This is a genomic window from Brevibacillus sp. M2.1A, from assembly GCF_013284355.2.
Taxonomy (GTDB): Bacteria; Bacillota; Bacilli; order Brevibacillales; family Brevibacillaceae; genus Brevibacillus.
This window is the reverse complement of the sequence record NZ_JABSUY020000001.1, coordinates 1,132,501-1,158,473: the sequence shown is the minus strand read 5'-3', so window position 1 is coordinate 1,158,473 and position 25,973 is coordinate 1,132,501. Positions and strand designations below refer to the sequence as shown.

At 48.9% G+C, this 25,973-nt stretch carries 18 protein-coding genes, 15 tRNA genes, 1 rRNA gene and 2 riboswitches (1 of these 36 running past the window's edge); of the genes, 1 reads left to right on the top strand and 33 read right to left on the bottom strand.

All coding sequences use genetic code 11. The annotated features are described in order from the left end of the window. Positions 1-18: 18 nt before the first annotated feature. The 13 genes from HP567_RS05775 to HP567_RS05715 form a co-directional block, all read right to left on the bottom strand. Positions 19-489, bottom strand: coding sequence for a nucleoside deaminase (locus HP567_RS05775; RefSeq protein WP_173610732.1), 471 nt, complete (start codon positions 487-489; stop codon positions 19-21). Between the two features lie 71 nt (positions 490-560). Then, on the bottom strand, positions 561-2,447 hold the full coding sequence (locus HP567_RS05770; protein ID WP_173610733.1) for an ABC transporter permease: 1,887 nt from the start codon (positions 2,445-2,447) through the stop codon (positions 561-563). Beyond that, complete coding sequence (locus HP567_RS05765) at positions 2,422-3,192, bottom strand: ABC transporter ATP-binding protein (RefSeq protein ID WP_007729857.1); 771 nt, start codon at positions 3,190-3,192, stop codon at positions 2,422-2,424. Before HP567_RS05765 ends, HP567_RS05770 begins: the two co-directional genes overlap by 26 nt. Before the next feature lie 247 nt (positions 3,193-3,439). Continuing rightward, positions 3,440-4,456 carry a sensor histidine kinase gene (locus tag HP567_RS05760; RefSeq protein WP_173610734.1) on the bottom strand — a complete coding sequence of 339 codons (1,017 nt, stop codon included), beginning with the start codon at positions 4,454-4,456 and terminating at the stop codon, positions 3,440-3,442. Beyond that, positions 4,453-5,151, bottom strand: coding sequence for a response regulator transcription factor (locus HP567_RS05755; protein WP_173610735.1), 699 nt, complete (start codon positions 5,149-5,151; stop codon positions 4,453-4,455). Before HP567_RS05755 ends, HP567_RS05760 begins: the two co-directional genes overlap by 4 nt. 656 nt (positions 5,152-5,807) lie before the next feature. Continuing rightward, positions 5,808-6,323: a sigma-70 family RNA polymerase sigma factor gene (locus tag HP567_RS05750; protein ID WP_173610736.1), complete on the bottom strand. Its 516-nt coding sequence runs from the start codon at positions 6,321-6,323 to the stop codon at positions 5,808-5,810. Between the two features lie 587 nt (positions 6,324-6,910). Further along, on the bottom strand, positions 6,911-8,206 hold the full coding sequence (purB, locus tag HP567_RS05745) for an adenylosuccinate lyase (RefSeq protein WP_173610737.1): 1,296 nt from the start codon (positions 8,204-8,206) through the stop codon (positions 6,911-6,913). Continuing rightward, positions 8,203-9,366, bottom strand: coding sequence for a 5-(carboxyamino)imidazole ribonucleotide synthase (gene purK / locus HP567_RS05740; RefSeq protein WP_173610738.1), 1,164 nt, complete (start codon positions 9,364-9,366; stop codon positions 8,203-8,205). Before purK ends, purB begins: the two co-directional genes overlap by 4 nt. After that, positions 9,363-9,851 carry a 5-(carboxyamino)imidazole ribonucleotide mutase gene (gene purE, locus HP567_RS05735; RefSeq protein WP_012684280.1) on the bottom strand — a complete coding sequence of 163 codons (489 nt, stop codon included), beginning with the start codon at positions 9,849-9,851 and terminating at the stop codon, positions 9,363-9,365. The genes purK and purE overlap by 4 nt, the downstream gene beginning before the upstream one ends. Positions 9,852-10,032: 181 nt before the next feature. Next, entirely contained in the window at positions 10,033-11,571 is a 1,539-nt protein-coding gene (locus HP567_RS05730) for a M1 family metallopeptidase (RefSeq protein ID WP_173610739.1), read from the bottom strand. A gap of 19 nt (positions 11,572-11,590) precedes the next feature. After that, entirely contained in the window at positions 11,591-13,087 is a 1,497-nt protein-coding gene (locus tag HP567_RS05725) for a M1 family metallopeptidase (RefSeq protein ID WP_173610740.1), read from the bottom strand. Positions 13,088-13,146: 59 nt separating this feature from the next. Beyond that, complete coding sequence (locus HP567_RS05720) at positions 13,147-14,448, bottom strand: histidine--tRNA ligase (protein WP_173610741.1); 1,302 nt, start codon at positions 14,446-14,448, stop codon at positions 13,147-13,149. Positions 14,449-14,742: 294 nt separating this feature from the next. Further along, entirely contained in the window at positions 14,743-16,119 is a 1,377-nt protein-coding gene (locus tag HP567_RS05715; protein WP_173610742.1) for an NCS2 family permease, read from the bottom strand. Positions 16,120-16,297: 178 nt separating this feature from the next. Next, positions 16,298-16,399, bottom strand: a riboswitch (purine riboswitch). Positions 16,400-16,536: 137 nt separating this feature from the next. On the opposite strand from HP567_RS05715, the gene HP567_RS05710 reads away from it, so the two are divergent. After that, positions 16,537-17,022 carry an NTF2 fold immunity protein gene (locus HP567_RS05710; protein ID WP_173610743.1) on the top strand — a complete coding sequence of 162 codons (486 nt, stop codon included), beginning with the start codon at positions 16,537-16,539 and terminating at the stop codon, positions 17,020-17,022. A 67-nt stretch (positions 17,023-17,089) separates the two neighbouring features. Here HP567_RS05710 and guaA read toward each other — a convergent pair whose 3' ends face one another. From guaA to HP567_RS05610, 20 genes are all read right to left on the bottom strand, one after another. Further along, on the bottom strand, positions 17,090-18,628 hold the full coding sequence (gene guaA, locus HP567_RS05705; RefSeq protein WP_173610759.1) for a glutamine-hydrolyzing GMP synthase: 1,539 nt from the start codon (positions 18,626-18,628) through the stop codon (positions 17,090-17,092). A gap of 158 nt (positions 18,629-18,786) precedes the next feature. Then, positions 18,787-18,889: riboswitch (purine riboswitch) on the bottom strand. Between the two features lie 20 nt (positions 18,890-18,909). Next, a complete protein-coding gene (locus HP567_RS05700) occupies positions 18,910-21,144 on the bottom strand; it encodes a transglutaminase TgpA family protein (protein ID WP_173610744.1) in 2,235 nt (744 codons plus the stop codon). A gap of 4 nt (positions 21,145-21,148) precedes the next feature. Further along, positions 21,149-22,354, bottom strand: coding sequence for a DUF58 domain-containing protein (locus HP567_RS05695; protein WP_173610745.1), 1,206 nt, complete (start codon positions 22,352-22,354; stop codon positions 21,149-21,151). A 14-nt stretch (positions 22,355-22,368) separates the two neighbouring features. Next, on the bottom strand, positions 22,369-23,322 hold the full coding sequence (locus tag HP567_RS05690; RefSeq protein WP_173610746.1) for an AAA family ATPase: 954 nt from the start codon (positions 23,320-23,322) through the stop codon (positions 22,369-22,371). A 196-nt stretch (positions 23,323-23,518) separates the two neighbouring features. Beyond that, a tRNA-Arg gene (locus HP567_RS05685) sits at positions 23,519-23,595 on the bottom strand. Between the two features lie 7 nt (positions 23,596-23,602). Then, positions 23,603-23,678: transfer RNA gene (locus tag HP567_RS05680), tRNA-Gly, on the bottom strand. A 51-nt stretch (positions 23,679-23,729) separates the two neighbouring features. Further along, positions 23,730-23,811 (bottom strand) — tRNA-Leu (locus tag HP567_RS05675). A gap of 67 nt (positions 23,812-23,878) precedes the next feature. Then, a tRNA-Lys gene (locus HP567_RS05670) sits at positions 23,879-23,954 on the bottom strand. A gap of 5 nt (positions 23,955-23,959) precedes the next feature. After that, positions 23,960-24,034: transfer RNA gene (locus HP567_RS05665), tRNA-Gln, on the bottom strand. A gap of 4 nt (positions 24,035-24,038) precedes the next feature. Then, positions 24,039-24,114 (bottom strand) — tRNA-Thr (locus tag HP567_RS05660). A gap of 18 nt (positions 24,115-24,132) precedes the next feature. Further along, positions 24,133-24,208: transfer RNA gene (locus HP567_RS05655), tRNA-Phe, on the bottom strand. Positions 24,209-24,243: 35 nt separating this feature from the next. Then, positions 24,244-24,320 (bottom strand) — tRNA-Asp (locus tag HP567_RS05650). Positions 24,321-24,325: 5 nt separating this feature from the next. Continuing rightward, positions 24,326-24,402: transfer RNA gene (locus HP567_RS05645), tRNA-Met, on the bottom strand. A gap of 78 nt (positions 24,403-24,480) precedes the next feature. Next, a tRNA-Val gene (locus tag HP567_RS05640) sits at positions 24,481-24,556 on the bottom strand. Positions 24,557-24,589: 33 nt separating this feature from the next. After that, positions 24,590-24,663 (bottom strand) — tRNA-Glu (locus HP567_RS05635). A gap of 14 nt (positions 24,664-24,677) precedes the next feature. Further along, positions 24,678-24,762: transfer RNA gene (locus HP567_RS05630), tRNA-Leu, on the bottom strand. A gap of 8 nt (positions 24,763-24,770) precedes the next feature. After that, a tRNA-Met gene (locus HP567_RS05625) sits at positions 24,771-24,847 on the bottom strand. Between the two features lie 24 nt (positions 24,848-24,871). Further along, positions 24,872-24,962: transfer RNA gene (locus HP567_RS05620), tRNA-Ser, on the bottom strand. A gap of 7 nt (positions 24,963-24,969) precedes the next feature. Next, positions 24,970-25,045 (bottom strand) — tRNA-Asn (locus HP567_RS05615). A gap of 53 nt (positions 25,046-25,098) precedes the next feature. Further along, positions 25,099-25,973: ribosomal RNA gene (locus HP567_RS05610) — 23S ribosomal RNA — on the bottom strand; it runs 2,054 nt beyond the window's last position.

Below are 25,973 nucleotides of genomic sequence, written 5' to 3'. Positions count from 1 at the left end.
CGCAGGAGAGGCTCTCGATTAATATTCGATACGGTCCAGAGATTGAGACCATGCTTCAAATGGGCTCCGTCTATTCGCAAGATTGATTCTCTGAAAAGGAATACTCCGTTCTTCAAGAGGAAGAACAATCTGCTCATAAATAAACTGATCATCAAAACCGACATGCGCCGCATCTTCTTTCGTGCAAGCATAATAGACATTGCGCGGTCTGGCCCAATAGATGGCTCCCAGACACATCGGACACGGCTCACAGCTTGTATACAGGTCGCAATCGTTTAATTGAAAGGTTTCGAGATAACGACATGCTTCTCGAATCGCTTGGATTTCGGCATGTGCCGTAGGGTCATTGCTCGCCGTCACTTCATTGCGTCCTCGCCCAATTACTTGCCCGTCCTTCACGACAATGGCTCCAAATGGTCCGCCTGTTTTATCACGGACATTTTCAAACGCAATCTGTACGGCTTGCCTCATCCACGTCTCTCGTTCCATCCACTTGCCCCCTCGCATCCTTCTCCTTTTATCCTATGTCCCTGCTCGTCTGGACATGCTGGAAAAAGTCACTAGCGGTTCATTGATTGCTTTAAATGGAACAAGTAACGGTTTCGAATGATCCAGAAATACACACCTTGAACAACGACGAAGCTGCATAGGACAATCGCGGTCGGTTTGACCACAGACGCGACAAGGATGAGCTTCAACAAGCTTTGCAGGGACACGAACGCCACCATACTGTGAATAATGGCCACCACAATCGGCACGAAGAACAGCAGGGCAACCTGAGTCGTGACGATCCGCGTCAGCTCCGCATCCGTGAGTCCAATCTTGGAAAGCGCTCCATAATGCCGTTTGTCGTATTCCAAATCCGTGTACAGACGGAAGTAGAGAAAGCTTGCTGCGGCTACGAAGAACAACACACCCACAAACAACCCGATAAAGAGTCCCATGTTCGCCATTTGTTTCATGGTGTGGTAGTAGGGTGCACGAGCTGAAAACGAATAATTATCTTCGTCATGACGAATATCTTCCTGAAGCTTGAGACTAAGATCCTGCGTTTCCTTCCATCTTGGCACCTCGTACACAAAGCGCTCTTCTTCCTTCATTTTCGGAAGCTGGTCATACACCTGATTCGGTACGACAACCAATCGCTTAAATTCAATCCCTCTGATCAATGGAGTCATATTCGTATCTGTTTTGACTGCGAGCTGTGCCTTCCCCACTTGCAGTGTTTTGCTCGCTACCGAATCACCAATCCAATTGAGCAGTACGAAGGCCTCTTTATTCGTCATTTCGAGTACAGTCGAATTGGAAGCTACGGCCAGCCGGTTATAGTCAGACAGCTTGACTACTCCGACCCTTTCCTCCTGAACCAGTTCTGGCAAAACTCGCATAGCCACTTGATATTTTTCGAAGGAAAAGCCATTTTGCTGCAAGCTCGTTTCAATTAAAGACAGATGCTTCGCTCTCTCCGCATCGCTTTCTTTGGACTGGTATTCAAACGCAAACGGGTGTGTTTTCATCACCGTGATCTGAATCGACCCAGCCAAAGCTGCCAGCGTGCCAATCGCACAAAAAGCAACAGTAGAGACGATGCTGACTAAAAAGAACATCCGTGCATTATCCTTCATCCGATAGGCCAGATCAGAGAGCGTCAAGAGATTCGTACGTTTCCAATAAAAAGTTCGACGCTTCTTCAGAAAATCGATGAAGATGACGCTCAGCTGAGTAAACAACAAGTACGTTCCTACAGTCGTCAGCGCAATGACCGGAAGCATCAATACGAGCACATTCACGCCGTCAGCAGTGAGGGCTAAGGCATAGCTCATGCCCAACAAAGCTACCGCGACCAGAGACAGCACTAACGATGCCCTCGGCTCACGCTTAGGTCGACCGCTTCCTTGCAACAGATCCAACAGACTGCGGCTTCGCAGCAAGAGGACCGTAAATAGCGAAATGGCTGCATACAAGATGAGAAACGCCACCACTGTCAAACCGATCGCTTTCCACGGGAAGTAAAACCCGAGTGCTTTTACAGCAAGCAAAAATCCGGCGAATTGGAAAAACAGCTTGGCGAGAACTAGTCCGAGGCCAATCCCAATGGCAATCGAGACGATGCCAATCAGCATGTTTTCCATAAAAATCAGCGTGTTCCGCTGTAGCGGTGTCATACCCTGGATAAAAAGGATGCCGAACTCCTTCTCCCTCTTTTTCAGAAAAGCACCGACACAATAAAAGAGAAAAAAGAAAGAGAACAGAAAAATGACGTACTCAGCCGCCATCATCCCAGTAGCTACGGATTCATGAATCTCCTGCCCGATAATTTCCGGATGAAAAATGAACATCGCATAGACGAAAAAAATGAGGACAGAAAAAACGCTACTCATGAAGAATGCAGCGTACATACGCTTATTTCGTACAACATTATTACACGCGAATTGTCGAAAGGTCATAGGTGTTCCCTCCCAAAAACGACAATGAGTCAATAATTTTCTGGAAGAATACCTGTCGACTCTCACCACGATACATCTCGTTATGGAGCTGGCCGTCTTTAATAAAAATTACCCGATGGCAATAGCTGGCAGCCAAAGCATCATGCGTCACCATCATCATGGTGGTATTATCTCTCTTATTGATCGCTTCCAGTGTCTCCATCACATTGCGCGAAGACTTGGAATCAAGATTTCCTGTCGGCTCGTCAGCGAGCAAAAGCGACGGGGAATGAATGATCGCCCTGGCAATTGCCGTTCGTTGGCGTTGCCCCCCTGATACCTCGAAGGTCCGCTTTTCCAATATGTCCTGAATCCCTAGCTTCTCCGCAACACTTTGCAGCTTTTCTTCCATGACCGAGACTTTCTCATTGTCCAGCGTCAGCGGCAACACGATATTTTCCCCAATCGTCAACGTGTCCAAGAGATTAAAATCTTGAAATACAAAGCCGAGCTCACGGCGACGAAACAGAGCGAGTTTATCTTTTTTTAAATGATGCGGATTCGTACCGTTCAATAGAACCGCACCAGAGGTTGGTGTATCAATAGTGGAGATCATGTTTAATAGCGTAGTCTTGCCACTGCCTGAGGGGCCCATAATACCGACGAATTCACCCTTGCGAATCGAAAAATCGATATCGGTCAACGCGCGGTAGGTTACCTTGCCCCCGTATATTTTACTCAAGCTATTTACAGCAAGCATTTCCATGCGCTATTCCCCTTTCTTGCACTTCCAAATTCAAGTGCATTCAAAAAGTCGTCTTTTCAGCACCGAGAAAGAGGCGAGAACCTGCAAAAGGAGGAGCGGAGTGTAGGAACCTACATGAGCACCGGACTTTAAAGGTGAACGCCTCTTTCGATGTCGAATCAGCTTTCTTAATTACTTCGTGATCAAAAGACGACTTTTTGAACTATCTCTTCAACTATACGAAAGTGCGCATAGTGCAACTATCGAATTAACTTTCAGCTACCTTACTTTCTTGTAAGGTTGGGACGACAGCAGACAAGACAATACGCACGGTTGTCCCCTCGCCCACTTCTGATTCCATTTCCACCCCATGATGGAGCCGCCCGCAAATTTCTTTCACCAAATATAGCCCCATCCCGGTGGACTCAGGGTATTTGCGCCCGTTTTCGCCCGTAAAATATGGCTTGAACACGCGGCGAATATCTTCGGTAGGAATCCCGATTCCATAATCCTGCACTTCCAGTATGGCATGTGCTCCGCGTTCATACGCACGAATAGTGACCTTGTTGCTTTTCCCTGCTGAATAACGAACGGCATTCGTCAACAATTGGTTGAGGACAAAAGCGAGCCACTTGTCGTCCGATTCCACTCGCCAATTTTCATCCACTTTTACCTCTGGATACACTTGGTTGCGAATAAACAGCCGCTTATTTTCAGCCAACACATTCTGCACCAAGGAACGCAGCGTTACGGGCTCGATCAGGAAGTCCTGTTCAAATCGGTCCAGGCGAGCTATGTACAGTACCGTTTCCAGTCCACGCTTGATTCGGTCCACTTCTTCACGGACGCTCTCAGCTGTTGGATCGTCTTCATTTTGCAGCAACAGATGAATGACCGAAATCGGCGTCTTCATCTGATGAACCCACTGCTGGATAAAGGTCGTATGATCCCGTTGCTTGTTCTCATAGGCATGGAGCTGTTCTTTGTAGAGTCGGTACTGCTCCTGACTGATGTCATCCATCGCGCGACACAACGGTGAATTCCCGTATGTCTGGGTCAGCTCTTCTAATGACTCTACCGGCTTGCTCAGTCGCTGATAGATTGTGCGGTGAGACAAGTAACGAATGGCGAGAAAAGCCCCCGCGAAAAAAACAGATAAAAACATGACATAGATCATCAATGATTCATTCCAGTACCCATCCATCGCAAAAATCATAATCAATAAGATCAATTGGACGAGAAAAAACGCTGCGAATGGCCATTGATCTCGAAGGAACAGCTTCATTGCCCCTCCTCCCAAGTCGCACGCAAGCGATAACCGGAACCGCGAACAGTCTCGACAGCTCCCTCTAGGCCTAAGTCCTTCAGCTTGCCGCGCACGCGTGTGATGTAGACATTTAGCGTGTTTTCATCGACAAACTGTTCATCCCACAGCTTTTCTAGCAAACGCTCACGACTGACGACACGCGGATGTTGATTCATCAAGGCTTCGAGCAGTAACGCTTCCTTTTTGCTCAGCTCGATTTTGGTATCGTTCATGGACAGCTCCATTCGCTCCAAAAATAGCTTGAGCCCCGCCACTTCAACCGTACGCTCCCCTTCTTGCGGAGCATATTGTCCGTAAGCCCGACGCAGTTGACTGCGGATTTTGGCCAAAACCACGTCGTAGTCGAACGGCTTTGTGATATAGTCATCGGCCCCATTCTCCAAGGCCATCACTTGGTCCATTTTACTTTCTCGTGCAGAGATGAACAGGATCGGGCAGTTGGACTCCTGGCGCATTTGCCGGCACCAATAAAATCCGTCAAATTTCGGTAGATTCACATCCAACAGAACCAGATCAGGGCGCGATTGGGTAAATACCTCCATGACTCTATCGAAATGTTCAACATTGACTGTCTGGAATCCGTATTTTTCCAGTTGCTCTTGCAGCAGCTGGTTGATTTTCGGGTCGTCTTCTACAATCATAATTGTGGACATCACTCATACTCCTCTCGTCTTGAGTCTCCTCCATTTTATTCTTTACTATACCATTAGAAAACGAGACTACGCCAAGTCTTTAGCGTTTCTCGTGTTTAGAAGTCGAATGAAAAAAAGACTTGTACGTTGCTGTAGTGGAGGGGAGGAAACAGGAAAAAACGCTCAGCTTCTAGGGCCACCCCCCAGGGGATTGACTGCACGACTCCATGCAAAAAGCGAAACCGCGTCCAAAGTGGTCCTTTCAGGATGTGTTTCAGAGGTGGACGCTTAAGGGCGTGTTTCGCTTTTTGCATTGCGTCTCGGTCGGTGTCCCTAAGATCTTCGCTTATTTCTCCTGTTTCCTCTACGAGCTTTCCGTGTTAATCGGTTTTTAAATACCTTAAAAGAATGTAAGAATGCCGTCAGTAACGACAGAGAAGAATATTTCCAGGCGTAGCAACTTGTGGAGTCCTACCGAACGGAGAAGGGATTCGCGGGCAAAAGAAACGCAACCGTGCCCTCGCGACGAAGCGGCTACCACTTTTGCGTTTCCCCGCGAATCCCTTCGGAGCGAACAGTCTCATCCCCCAGAGGGACAAAGCCTGGGGCCTAGCCTGGAAATATTCTTCTCTCCACTACAGCCACATAGCAAAAAAGGAAGGACTGTTGTCCCCCCTTTATGCTTGAGCATCCATCAATTGCTGGAGCTTCTTGATCCCGCGGAAGTGCAGGATTTTCACCGAAGCCTCTGTCTTGCCCAAGATTTCCGCGATCTCATTCATTCGCAAATCTCCGAGATAGCGCAGAGCGATCACATTGCGCTGATCCTTTGTCAGCGTGTGCACCTTATCCCATAAACCCTCGGTTGTCTCCTGATTCAGAAGGCACTCCTCCGGCAGCTTATCTGTTGCGACCATATTGCTAAATGTGTCCTGATCCACCGGACTCTCCCGCTTCTTGCGCATGTAGTCAATCAACGCATTATGCGCAATTCGGAAAATCCAGGCACCAAAAGGATGGCGGCCATCGTACTGTTCAAGCTTGGAGTACACCTTAATAAACACAGTCGTTGTCAGGTCTTCCACATCCCAGATGTTTTTTACCCGGTAGCGGAAATAGCGATATATTTTAGCAGAGTAATCTTCGTAAATTTGTTGGTGACTTAATTTTGGATACATGATTGCTGTCGTCATAATCGATCTCCCGTTTCGTGATCCGTATGAATTGATTTCATTGTACGGTCGAAACGAAGCAGGAACCATCGAGTTATATTTCAGGAAGATTACACTTTTGTAAGGTACTTATGGGCTCGTTGTAAGCTCGCACAAGTAGGTACGGAAGAGGTTTCATTTCGGTTACAACTTTCAAAAGAAATCTTTAAAAATTTCTTAAGGAATTTTTTAAGTTGTCTTTAAAACCGTTTTTGCGTGTCATTTCAAAGCAGTTTTCCTGCTACATGGTGTGTCTGCTTAGTAGCACTTTCACACTTTGAATTCACTTTCAAGCAATTTTTAAAAAACTGCGCAGGAGAAGCGCATTTCCAGTCCAAGCGCCTCTGGAGCCCACCCCAGCTTCGGAATAAATGGCGGGGAATTTCAGCTTCACTTATGAAACCCTTCATTGAAATTTCTACGTTTGAAGCGCTCCCGCCATTTATTCCGAAGCGGACAGTCAATCCCCCAGCAGGGCGTAGGCCGAAGCGTAGACTGGAAATGCGCTTCTCCCCCACTACGGTTTCTTAATAAAAAAAAGCCCCCGAAAAATTCGAGGGCACTTGCATTTAAATCAATCCAAGACGTTGGAAAATCGTATCTACATGCTTCAAGTGGTAACGGTAGTCAAAGCACTCATCCAGCTCTTCCTTGGATAGTGTAGAGCTGACAGTCGCATCCTCATCGACAATCGCACGGAAGGAGCGTTGCTCTTCCCACGCCTGCATCGCACGAGGCTGTACCGTGTCATAGGCTTGCTCGCGGCTCATGCCTTTTTCAATCAGCTTGAGCATCACTTGCTGCGAGTAGATCAATCCAAAGGTACGGTCCATATTGCGCTTCATGTTCTCTGGGAACACCGTCAAGTTTTTCACGATGTTCATGAAACGGCGCAGCATGTAGTTCAATGCTTGCGTCGCATCTGGCAAAATCACGCGCTCCGCAGAGGAGTGGGAAATATCCCGCTCATGCCAGAGGGAAACATTTTCATAGGAAGTGAGCATGTGACCACGGATGACACGAGCCAGTCCGCAAATATTTTCGCTTCCGATTGGGTTGCGCTTGTGTGGCATTGCCGAAGAACCTTTTTGACCTTTGGCAAATGCTTCTTCCACCTCGCGCATTTCGCTCTTTTGCAGACCGCGAATTTCTGTTGCGAATTTCTCCAAAGAAGTTGCGATTAGTGCCAATGTCGCCATGTACTCGGCGTGGCGATCACGCTGCAAGGTTTGGGTAGAGATAGGTGCTGCAGACAGCCCCAGCTTCTCGCATACATACGCTTCCACGAACGGATCGATGTTTGCGTATGTTCCAACTGCGCCAGAGATTTTGCCGTACGCCACTTCTTTTTTCGCAGCCTGAAAACGCGCCAGGTTGCGCTTCATTTCTTCATGCCACAGGGCCAGCTTCAAGCCAAAAGTCGTAGGCTCCGCATGCACACCATGCGTTCTGCCCATGCAAACCGTATCCTTGTGCTCTCGAGCTTTGTCTGCCAAAATCTCGATGAAGTCTTCGATATCCTTCTCCAAAATCTCATTAGCCTGACGCAGCAGGTATGACAGCGCAGTATCCACCACATCGGTAGAAGTCAGTCCGTAATGCACCCACTTCTTTTCTTCGCCCAAGGTTTCCGATACCGCACGGGTAAACGCCACCACATCATGGCGTGTCTCCTCTTCGATCTCATAGATTCTGTTAATGTCAAAAGTAGCTTTATCCCACAGCTTTTTCACGTCTTCCTCAGGAATGACGCCCAGCTTGGACCATGCTTCACACGCGAGAATTTCTACTTCCAGCCACGCTTTGAATTTGTTTTCTTCCGTCCAAATGGCGCGCATTTCCGGTCGGGAATAACGTTCGATCATGATAATACCTCCGATGTATTCGTCCAGATTTTCAGCTCATCAATCAGGGTGAGCGCTTCTTCTACAGTAGGGGCGAGCACGTTGATATGCCCCATTTTTCGCTTGGCCTTACTCTCTGCTTTTCCGTACAAATGGAGCTTGGCTGTGCGCGGTAGCTTGTCGATCTGATCGATGACAGGCTGTAGATGCTCTCCCAAAATATTAACCATCACGACGCTCGAGAGCAACTCTGTAGATCCCAAAGGCAAATTGCAAACCGCCCGAACATGCTGCTCAAACTGCGAGGTCACACAAGCATCCATGGTAAAATGCCCGGAGTTGTGCGGTCGCGGCGCCAATTCATTGACATACAGCTGACCATCTTCAGTCAAAAAAAGCTCAACTGCAATGAGCCCGACCACATCCAGCTTTTCTACAATCGTGCGAGCAATTTCTTCCGCGCGAGCGGCTACTTCAGCCGAAATACGAGCTGGAACAATGCTCAGGTGCAGGATGTTTTCCTGATGAATATTTTCTGACACAGGAAAAACAGCCAGTTCTCCCGCAGGATTGCGTGCAGCAATCACAGACAGCTCCATTTGGAATGGTACAAATTGTTCCACGATCAGCTCTGTACCTGCTCTGGACAACGTTTCATACGCCTCCGCCAGCTCTGCCTCACTTCTCAATACCCATTGTCCTTTTCCGTCATAGCCACCAGTTGCTGTCTTCATGACAGCAGGCAGCCCCAATTCACGCACGGCGTTCTGCAAATCTCCCAAGCTATTCACGACACAAAACGGAGCAACCGGGATTCCGATCTCGCGAATAGCGGTCTTTTCCCGAATTCGGTTTTGGGTGATACGCAAAAGTCGGCTTCCCTGCGGTACATAAGCGCGGCTCTCCAACACTTCAGCCACCTGCGCATCGACATTTTCAAATTCATAAGAGATGACATCACTGACCGAGGCAAGCTGCATCGCTGCTTCTACGTCATCGTAGCTGGCGACAATTTGCCGATCAGCTGTTTGGCCGCATGGTGCGTCTGCTGTCGGGTCCATTGTGACAAAGCGGTAGCCCATAGCTCGTCCCGCAAGAGCAATCATCCGTCCAAGCTGTCCTCCGCCGAGTATTCCTAAGGTCGATCCTGGTTTGATTTGCTTACGGTCTTTGGTTGTCATTCGAGTTCACTAGCCTCCAGCACCTTATTGCGTACATCATCACGTCTTTGCACGAACCGCTCTTGTACGTCTGGATATTTGATCCCCAAAATTTGCGCAGCCAATAACCCTGCATTGATGGCTCCAGCTTTTCCGATCGCAACTGTCGCCACAGGCACGCCCCCTGGCATTTGCACAATCGACAAAAGCGAGTCAAGACCATTCAAGTTGGATGATTTTACCGGTACGCCAATGACAGGCAACTCTGTCTTGGCAGCTACCATTCCTGGCAAATGAGCTGCCCCGCCCGCACCCGCAATAATGACTTCCAAGCCGCGACTTTTAGCAGTCTCGGCATACGTAAACATCAAGTCTGGCGTTCTGTGTGCAGACACGACCTTCTTTTCATACGGTACCTGCAATTCGTCTAAAATTGCGCAAGCTTCCTTCATTGTTTCCCAGTCTGACGTACTGCCCATAATGACTCCTACCAAAGGCTGTAGCATGAACCATTCGCCCCCTACGTTTTGTAACATCAGAAGAAAACCCAACCGACTAACGGCTTTTCGCACCGCTCTCATCGCCTGGGCTATTCGAACTCGTTTTCACTCAACGTATTCAGTGTAGCAGGGAGAAAGTTTGCCTGTCAACCTCGTTTCCGAACATTTAAAAATGATGGGTCAAAAATTATTCGTGTTTGCCTTTTTCTACCCAATCGTTTGCCGCTTCGGCTTTCTCTAGCTGGACCTGAAGCCAATAATCCAAATAGGGACTGGCATCCGCCCCGGCAGCTGCAGTCAATAACGCTGTGATTTGCTCCCCATTCGCCTGCTTGTATTGATGATCCCGTACATATTGACGCAACATCTGATGCAGTCGTTCGACTCCCCATTTTTCCTTCAAGTTCCACCACATGGCACCCGCTCGTCCGTAGACGAGGTCATTGTAGCTCCTCCAGTCTGGAAAAGCATCCACGGACGACTTTGCAGTGACTCCTTGGTTCGCATATCCTTCCGCTGCACGTGCTTGGCCTTGCCGCATCTGAATATACGCCTGTGAGCGTACAGAGGACTTTTGCTGCAAAAATGCCATCGTCGCATAATCCGTCAGTCCCTCATCCAGCCAAGCCTCTCGCACCTCGTCGTTTCCAACCAACCCGTAAAACCATTGATGTGCCGTTTCATGCGCTACGACCGCTTCCCCCATGGCATCGCTACGGTCAAAATACTCCTGGGCAATAAAGACAAGACTCGGGTATTCCATTCCGCCAAAGAAGCCGCCTGTCTTGACAACATCGTATTCCTTATATGGATACACCCCGAACTGTTTTCCGTAATAGTCGAGGGACTCTCTGGCAGTCTCATGTATTCGTTTTACGTTTTGCGGGTCATCGCTTTTCTGCACCCATGTACGTACGATGGTTTCTCCGACCTTGCCAGATATGGGTTGGTACGTATCGTCCATGACGACAAGAGCAAAATCCCGAACGTTCCATGCGTCCACCTCATAGATCTTTTGCCGTTGCGGTCTCGTCTCGGTGATGACAGCCACGCTCTCCAATCCGCTCGTAGCAAGCTGGTACCCCTCTGATAACTGCACACGCAAATGATAATTTGCCACATCCGAGTAAAAAGGATCGCCAATCGCGGAATAAGGATCAAGCCGCCAGCCTCCTGCATCCTTGACCGCCAGAATCGGCAGCCAGTTCCCCAGCCACATCGCATGATCATGGTAAGACATTCGCCCGTTGTTATAAGGAACCTCGAGCTGAAAATTCATCTCTACCACCGTCTCGACAGACGATGTTCTTCCAGGGAGAGGCACTTGTAAAAGCGTATTCGCCTTTCCCGCATACTGTACGCCAACACTTTTTCCGTTTACCCGTACAGCGCTTATCTTGATACCACCAGGCTCACGCTGTTTGCCCAGCAAAAACTCCCAGTTCTCTCCACTGAGAGCGGCATTCGCTGAAAAAGCATTGGGGTATAAATGAAAAAAAGCTTGGTCATCTGTTGGGACAAAACGAGCCGTCAGCATGCCTTTCACCACGTGGTTGTTCATATCGATCTGAACATCGGCCTTGTAAGTGATTGCAGCCTGACTGTGAACAATCGGCACAATCTCGTGAGCATCTAAGCCAGCCTTCCCTGTCCAAGGCCGGACGGTCAAGAATACAGTCAAAACGACTCCTACTGCCACGATGACCACCCAATGCTTCCGCCACATCGTGATCCCCTGCCTTCGATTACTTCTTCTGGTGCTTGAGACGTTGGCGCTCCAGCCAAGCTGCTGCCTGTTCCTGCTGGGACATGTCTACTTTCAACCAATAATCCAAGAAAGCGCCCGCATCTTCTCCCGCCATCTCAGATAAAAATGCTTCCCATTCCTTTCCGGTCACCACCTGATAACGGTACTTCTCGACGTACTGCTTCAACACGTCATGTACCCTTTCTTCTCCCCAGGCTCCCTGCAACAGCCACAGCATCGAGGACGGACGGGAATAAACGAGATCGCTATAACTCTGATTATCAGGAAATGCAGACAGCGCTTGCCAAGAGCGCAGTTCCTCTGCCACGTAATACTGAACAGAGGTACCCTGCTCCAGCCGTCTGCGCACCCGTTCCGCTCCCACCAGCGGGTCTTGCTGAGATAAATACGAGAGCGTAACGTACTCCGTGAATCCCTCATCCAGCCATGCTTCCTTTACCTGATTATTTCCGAGCAAGCCGTAAAACCACTGGTGTGCCGTCTCATGGACAACCGTGACGATACCTGTTTCTTCACCAGAAAGGAAATGACGCCCGTCCAGAAAAACCAATGCCGGATACTCCATCCCGTTAATCGCGCCACCAGTCCTTACCACATCGAATTCGGTATATGGATAGGCACCCAATTGATGATGAAAATAGGCGAGAGACTTCGCTGCTGCTTCATGAATCTGTTCAGCAGATGCCGGATCATCTGTTTTCCGCCACCATGTTCGAACGATTGTTTCGCCCACTTTCGTTTCCGTTCGCTGATAAGAGGCATCCATAACAACGAGGGCAAACTCCCTCACGTTTTCTGCACCGAGCTGTATCGTCTTTTCTCCCTCACCAGTAGAAACCTGTTTCGCAGCCTTGTCTGGCGCTGTGCTCGCCAGTTGATAGTCTTTTGGCAGCGTCACGTTTACCTCATAATCTGCGTTCTCACTGTAGAATGGATCACCGACAGGCTCGTACGAATCGAGATGCCATCCTTCCTTGTCGTACACCGCAAGAACCGGGAGCCAGTTCCCCAGCCAGATTGATTGGTCATCGTACGACATCCTGCCGTCGTTTCGCGGAAGAGTCATCTCGAACTCCATCACAATCTTTCGTAGCCCCGCCTGTCCTTCTAGCGGTACTTCGAGTATGTTCAGGTCTTTCGTCTTTTTGCCGACAACCGCGACACCATCGACCATTAGCTTTTTATTAGTGTATGTTCCAAGCGTTGGGCCATTGCCTAAAAGTTCCTCCCATAGCATGCCTTGATGCTCTTCTGTAAATACATTCGGGTAAAGATGGAGATAGGCACGAGAAGGGTCTTTTGGCCAAAAGGTAATCGTTACGGTTCCTGCCACTTCTTTCTTGATTGGATCAATTCGCACATCAGCCTGATAGAGCGGTTTACGCGTAAGCGCAGTACCCTCCTCAGCATTTACAGGCAACATCCACGTCAAAAACAATAAGCTACCACCAACCATTGAGACCCATTTCTTCACGCCATCTCCCCCTTTTCTCTACTGTACAAAAAATGGAAGAGAAAGACTATCTTTCCTCTTTACCCTGACAGCTTGTCGGACAGCCACTTTTCAACCAACTCCAAAGGAACCGGCTGTTCCGTTCCCTCTCGCATATCTCGGACGACGACCTGCCCGCTGTTCACTTCGTTTTCCCCGTAGATCAGTGCAAAAGCAAAGCCTTCCTTGTTTGCATAATCAAGTGCTTTTTTCAGCCGTCTACCTGTCAGCTCCAGCTCGACTCTAATATCGCTATCGCGCAATCGATTGGCCAGACCAAGACTGGATGCTTCTGTCCCGAGGGGAATGACGAGCACATCGGCAGCTTTTTGTTCTTCCGTGTTGCGATTTGCCAGCGCTGCAAGAATGACATCCAATCCAAACGAAATCCCTACAGCGGGATACTCTCTTCCATCATCCAAAAGCCGACCGATGATCTGATCGTAACGTCCCCCACTGCCGATACTAGACGTTATACTTCCATCCTGCAAAAAGATCTCATACACAATTCCTGTGTAGATCCCCAAGCCTCTTGCCAGAAATGGCGAGAAACGAAGCTCCCCGTCCACACCCGCTCCTGTTACATAGGCAAGCATTTCACGGAGCTCCCGAATCCCTTCCTGAACTAGCGGGGATGTAAAGCGCTCTGTCAACAGATCCAGAGTAATCACCCCTTCTTGCAGGAAAGAGGTAATCGCCAAAACGAGTGACTCCTCGACGTTTCTTTCCCGCAAGTCATCACGCACTCCGTCCACGCCGATTTTCTCGAGCTTATCCAGCGACAGCATGACATCCCCGGCCCGCTCTACGGGAACTCCCAGCTCCTGAAGCACCCCAGATAACAACTTGCGGTTGTTGACCTCAATGTACACGTCGAGCCCCAACCGCTTGAATGCCTCAAACGCCATACTGAGCAATTCTGCTTCAGCCAGCACCGATGTTGTTCCCACGATATCGACATCGCATTGAATAAATTCGCGCAAACGTCCGGTTTTTACTGGACCGTCCCGAAATACTTTTCCGATCTCATACCGCTTGAACGGCATTCGCATCTCAGGATTCATCCCCACTACCTTCGTCAACGGGACGGTTAAGTCATAGCGCAGACCGAGCTCTCTATCTCCTTGGTCGCTCAAGCGATACACTTCCTTCAAGATCTCATCCCCGCCGCCGTACTTGGATGCCAGCAATTCATAGTGCTGCAGCATAGGCGTTTCCAATGGTTTGCAGCCGTATGCCTCGAATACAGCCTCAAGCGTCCTTCGTATCCAGTTTCGTTGCATTTGCTCCTGCGGCATGAAATCTTTTGTCCCTTTTACCGTTTTTAATGCTTCGTTTTCCATGAGGAACATCCTTTCTTTTATCAGATAGAGAAAATCAAAAAAGCCATGCAAGGCAACTTCCTGCCCGCATGGCTTCCTAAATACACCACCGCAGGCACGAAGCACAAGAAGCGCTTGCACCTGCGGAAAAATTTCCGAAGATACAAACGCTCTACGTGTGGTGATGCTGTTGAAGGAACATGTTAAGACCTTTCATGGGAATCGGTCCATCCTTCCGTGAAAAAAGATTTTTCCTATCATAGCGTAAAAAAAGCTCCCCGTCCAGTAGACGAAGAGCTTGGTTTCCAAAAAATCCTATTCGCGCAACCAGATGAAATACGCCAGGAAGACGAAGAACAGCACATACATCGCCGGATGTACTTCGCGAGCCTTGCCTTTCATTACCTTCATCACCGGATAAACGATGAAGCCCGTCGCAATACCTGTTGCGATACTGTAAGTCAATGGCATCAATAAAATGGTCAGGAATGCAGGGAATGCTTCATCCAGGTCATCCCAAGCCACTTTTGCAATGTGAGAAGCCATCAGAACACCGACGATAATGAGCGCTGGTGCCGTAACCGCAGGTGTGACAATCGCAAGAATTGGCGAGAAGAACAACGCCAGCAGGAACATAATCCCTGTGACAACTGCGGTAAATCCAGAGCGTCCGCCTGCCGCTACCCCTGCTGTCGACTCAACATAAGCTGTAGTGGTAGATGTACCGAAAACCGCACCTGCCATACCTGCAATTGCATCGGAAGCGAGTGCTTTTCCTGGCCGCGGCAAGTTGCCGTCTTCGCGGAGCAATCCAGCTTGGTTTGCTACACCCAAGAGTGTACCCGTCGCATCGAAAAAGTCCACAAACAAGAAAGTCAAAACAACAATCAGCATATTCACAGTGAACAATGCGGATGGATCACCGAGATATTGGAACGCAGCACCAAATGTAGGAGCAAGGCTCGGTGGTGCGGAAACGACTTGCTCAGGCAGATTCACCAGTCCGAAAAACATCCCGGTAATCGCTGTAATCAACATTCCGATAAAGATACCTGCATTGACTTTGCGAGAAAGCAGGATGACCGTCACGATCAGACCAAACACAGCAAGCAATGCATTTTTCGCTGCCAAAATTGCTTCCGGCTTCATGCCCTCGTGATAGAAGGTCAGATGTCCCAGTGCTACGAAGGTGGCATCATTTGCTACGATAATACCCGCGTTTTTCAAACCGATAAACGCGATAAAAAGACCAATCCCTGCTGAAACTGCGTACTTCAAGCTTTGTGGAATCGCTTTGATGATCGCTTCACGAACCCCTGTCAGGGTCAGAATCAAAAAGATCGTACAAGAAAGGAATACGCCAGCCAAAGCCTGTTGCCAAGGAATTTGCATCGTCAGAACGACGGTATAAGTGAAAAATGCGTTCAAACCCATTCCCGGAGCTTGACCGATCGGCAAACGTCCGAGAATGCCCATTAACAGTGTACCGAGAGCAGCAGCCAACGCCGTTGCGGTAAAGACTGCCCCAAATTCAGGGTAGTTTGCTTTCAAATCAGGCGGCAAATCCGCACCACTGAGAATGAATGGATTGACAGCCAAGATATAGGCCATTGCCAAAAAAGTAGTGATACCTGCGATGATTTCGCGACGGTAATTGGTGCCTAGCTTGTCAAACTCGAAATACTTCCGCACCTATAAGTCCCCCCATACTAATCTTGTTGCAAAAAACAGTCTATCTGTTTTTTGCCGACCGTAAACGAAAAACGTCGAGACGTTTTTCAAAAAAAAAAGGCCCGGACGCTCTTATCATGCGCCTGACCGTCAAACAAAACACTCCGGGAATAATTCCAAATATAATAACAAAATCAGATCCCGATGACATTTTGTTCGTAGCCAGGTCGTTAACGGCGACCAAGTAGAAACTCTTGAGCCATATTCTCAAGAATATACGAACCTTCCTATATTACCTACTCACATTGAGAAGTGTATCAGGTGACACAGGGAATGTCAACGAAAATACGAACGTTCATTTTTATAAAGAGTTTAATATCCGGATATTTTCTAAAAAGGCCTGTGTTATAATTCATAACCAGATGGAGGTGATCCAAAATGAACTTTATGGATGCTTGGGAACAAATAATAGCGAAGCAGGAACAAGAACGTGACCGGCTTCGAGTCAATCAAATCACCGTACGGGTCAACGATAAGAAAAAGAGCAAGCACAACGTTCATCCAAGGGAAAAGGTCATCGAATATGGCTTTGTAGAACGTGATTTGTATGATGAGAATTTATTTGGGAGGTTTGAACTCTATTTCGCCGATCGTGACACTCTTCTCCAACAAAATCGGTTTGGAGATGAAATTGCTTTTGGTGAGCTTGCAGATGAACATGCAGTTGCAACGGCAATCTTCTCCTATTTAGCGGAGCACTATTCTCAGTTTTTGGAGGAAACTCCCTTCGCTATTAGCTACAACCCTATTGCAGAAGCGTGGATAATCGAAGGAACGCTTCCTCCGGGATGGCTAGGCGGGGTCATTTATATTGCTCTTGCAAAAGAAAATGGAGAGCTTCTCATGATGTATGGAACGAGGTAATTCTGGGTCATAAAAAAACTCCCTTTTATTCGCAAATCACGCAAATAAAAGAGAGTCATTTTTGCTCCTATTCCCACTCAATGGTTGCTGGTGGTTTGGACGTTACATCATACACAATGCGGTTTACATTGTCTACTTCATTCACAATACGCACAGAGATTTTCTCCAAAACATCCCACGGAATGCGCGCCCAGTCAGCGGTCATACCATCGATGGACGTTACCGCACGAATCCCTACTGTGTAAGAATACGTACGAACATCTCCCATTACCCCTACAGTCGTCATGTTTGGCAAAGCCGTGAAGTACTGCCAGATTTCCCGCTCGAGACCTGCCTTGGCAATCTCCTCACGCAAGATCGCATCGGATTCACGAACGATCTTCAGTTTTTCTTCCGTCACTTCACCCAAAACGCGAATGCCGAGGCCTGGTCCTGGGAATGGCTGACGCCAAACAATCTCATCTGGCAAGCCCAGCTCAGTACCCAGTTTGCGTACTTCGTCTTTGAACAATGTTTTCAATGGTTCAATCAACGTGAACTTCATGTCTTCTGGCAAACCGCCTACGTTATGGTGCGATTTGATCGTTTGGGCAGTGGCTGTCCCGCTCTCCACGATATCGGTGTACAGCGTGCCTTGTGCCAAGAAGTCCATATCTGTCAGCTTCGCTGCTTCTTCATCGAATACATAAATAAACTCGTTACCAATGATTTTGCGTTTTTGCTCTGGGTCCGATACACCTTTGAGCTTGCTCATGAAACGCTCGCGAGCATCGATCTTGATCACTTTCATGGAGAATTTCTCAGCGAATGTCTCCATTACCCCTTCTGCTTCCCCTTGGCGCAGAAGACCGTGGTCAACGAACATGCATGTCAATTGATCGCCAATCGCTCTGTGAATCAGCGCTGCTACTACGGAAGAATCCACACCGCCGCTCAACGCACACAGTACTTGCTTGTTGCCGACTGTTTCACGAATGCGAACCAGCTCGTCCTCGATGAACGTCGTCATGCTCCAAGTCGCTTCACATCCACAAATGTTGAACAGGAAGTTTCCAATGAACTCAGTTCCTTTTTGGGTATGAACGACTTCTGGATGGAACTGTACGCCGTACAGCTGGCGCTCAAGGTTGCTGATCGCAGCTACCGGGCAGCTGTCGCTTACCGCATCAATGACAAATCCGGTTGGGAGCTCCACTACTTTGTCAGAGTGGCTCATCCACACGATTTCGCTTGTATCCCATTTGTCGTACAAGCTGTGTTTTTGCTGCATACGCAATTCAGCTTTTCCGTACTCGCGTTTACCCGCACGTTCTACTTTTCCGCCCGTCAAATGGCTCATCAACTGCATCCCGTAGCAAATACCCAATACAGGCAAGCCTAGATCAAAAATCGCCGGGTCTACAGTTGGTGCTCCCTCTTCGTATACGCTAGCAGGTCCGCCAGAGAAAATAATCCCTTTTGGATTCATCTCTTTAATCTTTTCAACAGGTGTATTGAACGGTATCAGTTCACTGTAAACACCCAGATCGCGGACACGGCGCGCGATCAACTGATTATACTGGCCTCCGAAATCGAGTACGACGACCATTTCCATTGACTTGTCCATCATATCCCCCTTCTCCTGTCACATACAGGACGTGCAAGTGTCGGCATGCCATGCGAAGTTGTCGCATATTTGCAAAAAAGCCGGGACTGCTATCTCCGATAAACAATACGGAGGCAACGTCCCAGCTTGTGTACACATGTGCGGTTTGCATGTACAAAAATCCGATGTGCTCTCCTCGTAGTCGCCAAATTTACGGTCTAGCGGTAGAAACTTTCAGGCCCTATTCCTGATCATTATACGAGTCTCATTGATCGTCATTCTAGCAGATGGAACGGCATTGTTCAAGGCTTCAATTGACGGATTAACCGTTCGAGTATTTGCTCTGCTATTGTTCTCGCATTTTGTTCCATTTGTTTGTAGCCATACATGGTACGTTCATACAGCTCCGTCAAATAGCGCAGGTCTTGTCGCTTGTCTGCCGGTAGGGTCATCCTGCCCACGTACTCCCGCAACGTTTCTCCTGGCTGTCTGCGCGTGTAGACTCGCTCCATCATCCGCATCAGCAGATGGTACCGATCCGGGAACTCACTGCTTCGCTCTTGATTTAGCTGCCTACGCATCCACCATAGCTGGATGTCTTGTCTGCGACGCCACGCGACAATTCCTGCCACGACAGCAACTACTGCCAATCCCGCGTTTACTTGCCATGGAATTTTAATCCCACTACCTGCTAGGTTGTCTCCCTCTTCCAGCTCATTGAAACGTCCATTTCCACGATCGATGTCCGTTTGATTCGCCATGTTTGGCAATGGAACAGGGATCTCCGGCTTTGACGTGACCAGATCATAATTAAACCGAACAGGTGACATGAATGTACTCGTCGCTTCAAAAGGAACCCAACCAATCCCCGGGAAGTATACCTCTACCCACGAGTGAGCATCCCTGTTGCGCACTTCTACAGTCTCGTAGTTAAACGCATCCGTTCCCACTCGTTCACCTGGTGCGAAGCCCTTGACCCAACGTGTCGGGATGTCCAGGGTTCTAAGCATAACGGCCATCGAAGTGGAAAAATGGTCACAGTACCCTCGAAGGCTGTCAAACAGGAAGTGATCGACAAAATCCTGACCTTCAGCAGCGACTGGAACGTCTTTCGTTTCATACTTATATTTTCCACTTGAGCGCAAGTAATTCTCGATCGCTCTCACTTTGTCATATGGAGTCTTCGCATCCTTGGTAATCGTTGCAGCGAGCTCTCTTACTCGCGGAGGCACCGAAGCTGGCACCTGCAAATAGCGCTCTTTGATATCATCCGGATAGTTCGTTCCCGCATTCGTCACGGCCTTTTCACTGACTATCGGTACTTCTGCCTCGACCTTGTATTGATTCAGTTTGAGCAAAAGCGGATTGGGGCCGTACTCTGGCCGGCCGTTTTTCTCACTCAGCTGAACCAAGTTGATCTTTCCTGCCCGTACTTCGAGTTGCTGATTCATTTTGTCATAAACAACGGTTGCCTCTGGTGGAGCGTAGTTGCTCACCTTTTTCAGCTGACCTTGATAAAAGACAGTCGGAAATTGCTGCGGGCCTTTAAATTCTAAAGTAGCTTGAACCTTCTTCGTTTCAAGTCCTTGGAACAAGGTATTCTCCCATGTATAGGTTTGCGGGTCCAGGATTGACTCATACTCTCTATCGCCTTTTTCCCAGCCAACTCCCGTATACACGTCCTTGGAGTCACCGCGCCAATAGCTACGCTCGTTCGTCTTTGCAATAAACACGAGTGTGTTATCTTGCAGGAAAGGGCCGCCCAACCGTTCATCGTTGTTGTCGTATCCTACTTTTTTCATCACGCCAACAGGAGTATCGTTTCCTTTCCCTGTTAAAAGGGCGATCGGATCAGGCCATGACGGTCCTGACTTCGGTGCAGCATAACCGATGCCTATGCAAGCCATAATGACCAACACCGAAGCCAGGAGCGAGTTGAGCATCATTCGGCTTCTCTTCCCTGCCAGAGTTGCGATGTTCGTCATCTTCATCAGATGGCTAATAGCGAGCATCAGAAAACCAATAATCAGCGTCCGTACAACCCCTGCACTGGCATCATACGGGAGAAACGTATCCAGCACAGCCAAATACAGTTCCGTCAAAAAGACAAACCATAAACCTTGCCGTTGTTCCAGCACGAGGTACGTTAACATCGTCGCTAACAACACCAGGATGAGATCAAACATCGTATTCCGCGACAAGATCGACATGCTGGCCCAATCCTGTTGAAACGCTAACGGAAGATCATGGATCATCTGCCCGTACAATTCGCCAATCCATTCCGAGTCAAAAAACGGTTTGTCAAATAAAGTAGCATGCAAAAGCACCATTAGCCCCAGAGCCTTGATCGGCAAGGTTAACCACCGATAAGGGACCAACAAGTCAATGATAATGACTCCACCCACAATCGCATAAAACGGCCACAGAACGCCCGTATCCGTTAATGTCTGTAGAGGAATCAGCCACTCTCTTAACATCAGGAACAGAAAAAGGGCCAAGACCCATTCCCAAATCGTTGGACGCTTCCAAACGCTCATGAGTCTATGCACCTCCAATCCGTTTCCACTCTTGATCATCCATGTGGATAGACGTACATGTTACTTTGTTTGCGCCAAGCAACTGCAACGCTTGCTTTTGTTCATGCGAAATCATTGACTCGTTCTGCATGAGAAACAACTGCACCCGTCTGCCTTTTTGAGCGAGTGTGATCAAACGACTGATCAACGTTTTTTCTACATGCGGTGTAATAATAATCAAAGTAACACCTTGGGACTGCTCCAATGCTTCTCTTCCCACAATTCTTGCAAATAACTCTTGTCCTTCTGGTGCGACACGAGCTAACTGATCAAAAACTCTGAGGAAATGGGCATGGGACAAACCTGGTGGTATCGATATGCGATCTGCTTGCTTGTACACGAGGCCATAATGGTATTGATTCCGATTGGCATAAGCGATCAGACTCGCGGCTAGCTTTACCGCTGTTTCGAACAAGTGCACAGGCTTCCCATGGTAGCTCGCCTTCTCCACATCGAGGAAAAAGACAGCCTGATTCATCGCCTGATGCTCAAATTCCTTCGTTTTCAAACCCGTCCCCCGTGCGGAAGCTCGCCAATGAATTTGGCTCAACCGATCGCCCCGATGATAGTCTCTTACGCCGCGTACTGCTGCTACGTCGTCAGAGTGTCGATGGGAAACATGCACCGTCCCACTGAAGCTACCGTCACCTAGGGCCCAATGGGTCAACTCTTTGTATTTTGGATAAACGAGAAACTCCTGCGAAATCGAATAAACCTTGCGGCGCTCAAAAAATCCAAAAAAATCCCCGCCGCTCACTACACATTCATCGAGACGATAGTATCCCCGTGGTACATTGGGTATGACATAGCGAAACTCGACTTCCCTTTTGAACCACGGGAATATCAGTTGTCGATGCGGCTCATACACGCCAGCCAGCCTCGCCGGCAATGGCTCCATAACCATATTCCAGCCGAGTGGAAACCAAATTCTCCGACGCAGGCGTATCGTTACAATGACATCTTCCCCATCTTGTAGACGGTTGCGATCTAGTTCACGCTCGACTTCTAGCTTCGTGAACATGAGTACATAAGCGACAATTTCATACAGGAGAAACACCAAACTACTATAGAAAAGAAACCAGCTTGAGAAGCCACCTTGAAATTTTGCGAATACAAAAGTGACCAGGACTAATGCAATCGCCTTGAGCTTACCCCACCTTTGCTGTCTCATCTGCAATCACCGCCTTAGCTTACCGGGACACGGGTCTCAGACAAGATCATAGCCAACACCCGATCTACGGTTGCTCCTTCCAGTCTTGCTTCTGGTTTCACAATCATACGGTGTGCAAACACTACTGGAACGAGTTCCTTTACGTCATCTGGAATGACATAGTCACGTCCACGAACGAAGGCCAACGCCTGAACAGCCCGGAAAAGAGCAAGAGAACCGCGCGGGCTCACGCCTAGATAAATATGATGATGCTCACGCGTACGATGACATAGACGCACGATGTATTCTTTTATACCTTCCGATACTTTGACCGTCGATACCTCACGTTGAAGCTCCGCAAGCTCGGCAGTAGTCATAACCGGCTGAAGCTCTTCCAATGGATTCGCTGCCGAGAATCTGGACAGCATCCGCATTTCTTCCTCTACCGTTGGATATCCCAAGCTTACTTGCATGAAGAATCGGTCTAATTGAGCTTCAGGTAATGGGAAGGTCCCTTCATACTCTAATGGGTTTTGCGTAGCCATCACAAAAAACGGCTCTGCTAATCGATACGTAGCACCATCGATTGTCACCGAGCGCTCTTCCATGGCTTCCAAGAGTGCGGATTGTGTTTTCGGTGAAGTCCGGTTGATTTCGTCTGCAAGAATGACATTTGCAAAAATCGGCCCTTGACGGAACTCAAACTCCAGACTTTTTTGATTAAAGATAGCAACCCCTGTCACATCCGTTGGCAACAAATCTGGGGTAAATTGAATACGTTTAAAGTCACCGCTGATTGATTTGGACAATGCACGTACCATCATGGTCTTCCCAACGCCTGGTACATCTTCGAGCAAAACGTGACCATTCGCAAGAACAGCCGCTACCATGAGCTCAATTACAGAGCGTTTCCCAATCAGTACTTTTTCTATATTATCGATTAAACTGACTATTGCAGGATTTACTTGTTCCAATTTGATAGGGTTCATGTTGATACAACTCCTGTTCCATGATATTCTTCCGCAGGTTTGTAACAGCTGTTCCTCCATGCTTTCAGTGTAATTCTAAAGTAATGGATGCAAATAGGAGATACAAGGGAAAAATGCTTAAAATTTGCAAAAATACACAAGTAATTATAAAAAAAAGAGTAGGATCTATTCCTACTCTTCGGTTTCATATGATATATGGCGTGCCCTGAGAGATTCGAACTCCCGACCTTTTGATTCGTAGTCAAACGCTCTATCCAGCTGAGCTAAGGGCACAAATAAATGGAGCGGACGAAGGGTCTCGAACCCTCGACCTTCGCCTTGGCAAGGCGACGCTCTACCAATTGAGCTACGTCCGCATGTTACATCTTATGAGGTTTGTACTGAGGGCAAAGCTTTCTGTCATAGTATGGTGCGGGTGAAGGGACTTGAACCCCCACGGTTGCCCGCCAGAACCTAAATCTGGTGCGTCTGCCATTCCGCCACACCCGCATTTTACTTAGAACAGAAAAGGCATTACTGTTACTATCACGCAGCTTTGCTTCTTCAGCTAAAAAACTGGTGAGCCATGAAGGACTCGAACCTTCGACCCTCTGATTAAAAGTCAGATGCTCTACCAACTGAGCTAATGGCTCGCAAATGGCTGGGGTACTAGGATTTGAACCTAGGAATGACGGAGTCAAAGTCCGTTGCCTTACCGCTTGGCTATACCCCAATGGTGGTGCCGGCAATAGGACTTGAACCCACAACCCCCTGATTACAAGTCAGGTGCTCTACCAATTGAGCTATACCGGCGTTGTTGAATTTAATTAATGGTGGCTCGGGACGGAATCGAACCGCCGACACGAGGATTTTCAGTCCTCTGCTCTACCGACTGAGCTACCGAGCCATTTGTGATTGATCTTCGCCATTCTTTAAGAAAAATGGCGGAGCTGACGGGACTCGAACCCGCGACCTCCGGTGTGACAGACCGGCGTGAACTCCAACTTCACCACAGCTCCATATTTGGTTGCGGGAGCAGGATTTGAACCTGCGACCTTCGGGTTATGAGCCCGACGAGCTACCGAGCTGCTCCATCCCGCGATAGTCAGGACTACTGAGTGTCAGTATTGCCACAGGACGTGACGCTTTTAGCTGACCTTCCTTGCCCTTTGATATTAGTGGTGGAGGCTGACGGGATCGAACCGCCGACCCTCTGCTTGTAAGGCAGATGCTCTCCCAGCTGAGCTAAGCCTCCAGGATCCCTGCTAACGCAGGGCATTTTGCTAGGTGACCCGTAGGGGATTCGAACCCCTGAATGACAGCGTGAAAGGCTGCTGTGTTAAACCGCTTCACCAACGGGCCAGGATTATGAAGTATGGTGCGGTCGGCGAGACTCGAACTCGCACGGGTCGCCCCGCCACCCCCTCAAGATGGTGTGTCTGCCAATTCCACCACGACCGCAATTAATATGGTAGCGGCGGAGGGAATCGAACCCCCGACCTTTCGGGTATGAACCGAACGCTCTAACCAGCTGAGCTACACCGCCATGAAGCTATGAGATTAAAACATATGGCGGAGAGTGAGGGATTCGAACCCTCGCTACGCTTGCGCATACTAACGGTTTAGCAAACCGTCCCCTTCGGCCTCTTGGGTAACTCTCCGTATATATGGCTCCTCGGGACGGACTCGAACCGCCGACCGATCGGTTAACAGCCGATTGCTCTACCAACTGAGCTACCGAGGAACGTTGAAGGATTTATTCCTTCAAAACTGAATACGCATGATTGCTAAGAGTGTGTGGATAAGTCCTCGACCGATTAGTATTCGTCAGCTCCACGCGTTACCGCGCTTCCACACCGAACCTATCAACCTCATCGTCTATGAGGGGTCTTACCAGCTTGCGCTGTGGGAAGTCTCATCTTGGAGGGGGCTTCACGCTTAGATGCTTTCAGCGCTTATCCCGTCCGCACATAGCTACCCAGCTGTGCCACTGGCGTGACAACTGGTGCACCAGCGGTGCGTCCATCCCGGTCCTCTCGTACTAAGGACAGCTCTCCTCAAACTTCCTACGCCCGCGACAGATAGGGACCGAACTGTCTCACGACGTTCTGAACCCAGCTCGCGTACCGCTTTAATGGGCGAACAGCCCAACCCTTGGGACCTACTTCAGCCCCAGGATGCGATGAGCCGACATCGAGGTGCCAAACCTCCCCGTCGATGTGGACTCTTGGGGGAGATAAGCCTGTTATCCCCAGGGTAGCTTTTATCCGTTGAGCGATGGCCCTTCCATGCGGAACCACCGGATCACTAAGCCCGACTTTCGTCCCTGCTCGACTTGTAGGTCTCGCAGTCAAGCTCCCTTCTGCCTTTACACTCTACGAATGATTTCCGACCATTCTGAGGGAACCTTTGGGCGCCTCCGTTACCTTTTAGGAGGCGACCGCCCCAGTCAAACTGCCCACCTGGCATGGTCCTCTCGCCCGATAAGGGCGACGAGTTAGAAACTCCGTACATCAAGGGTGGTATCCCACCGACAGCTCCACAGAGGCTGGCGCCCCTGCTTCTCAGCTTCCCACCTATCCTGTACATGATGCACAAAGTTCCAATACCAGGCTACAGTAAAGCTCCATGGGGTCTTTCCGTCTTGTCGCGGGTAACCTGCATCTTCACAG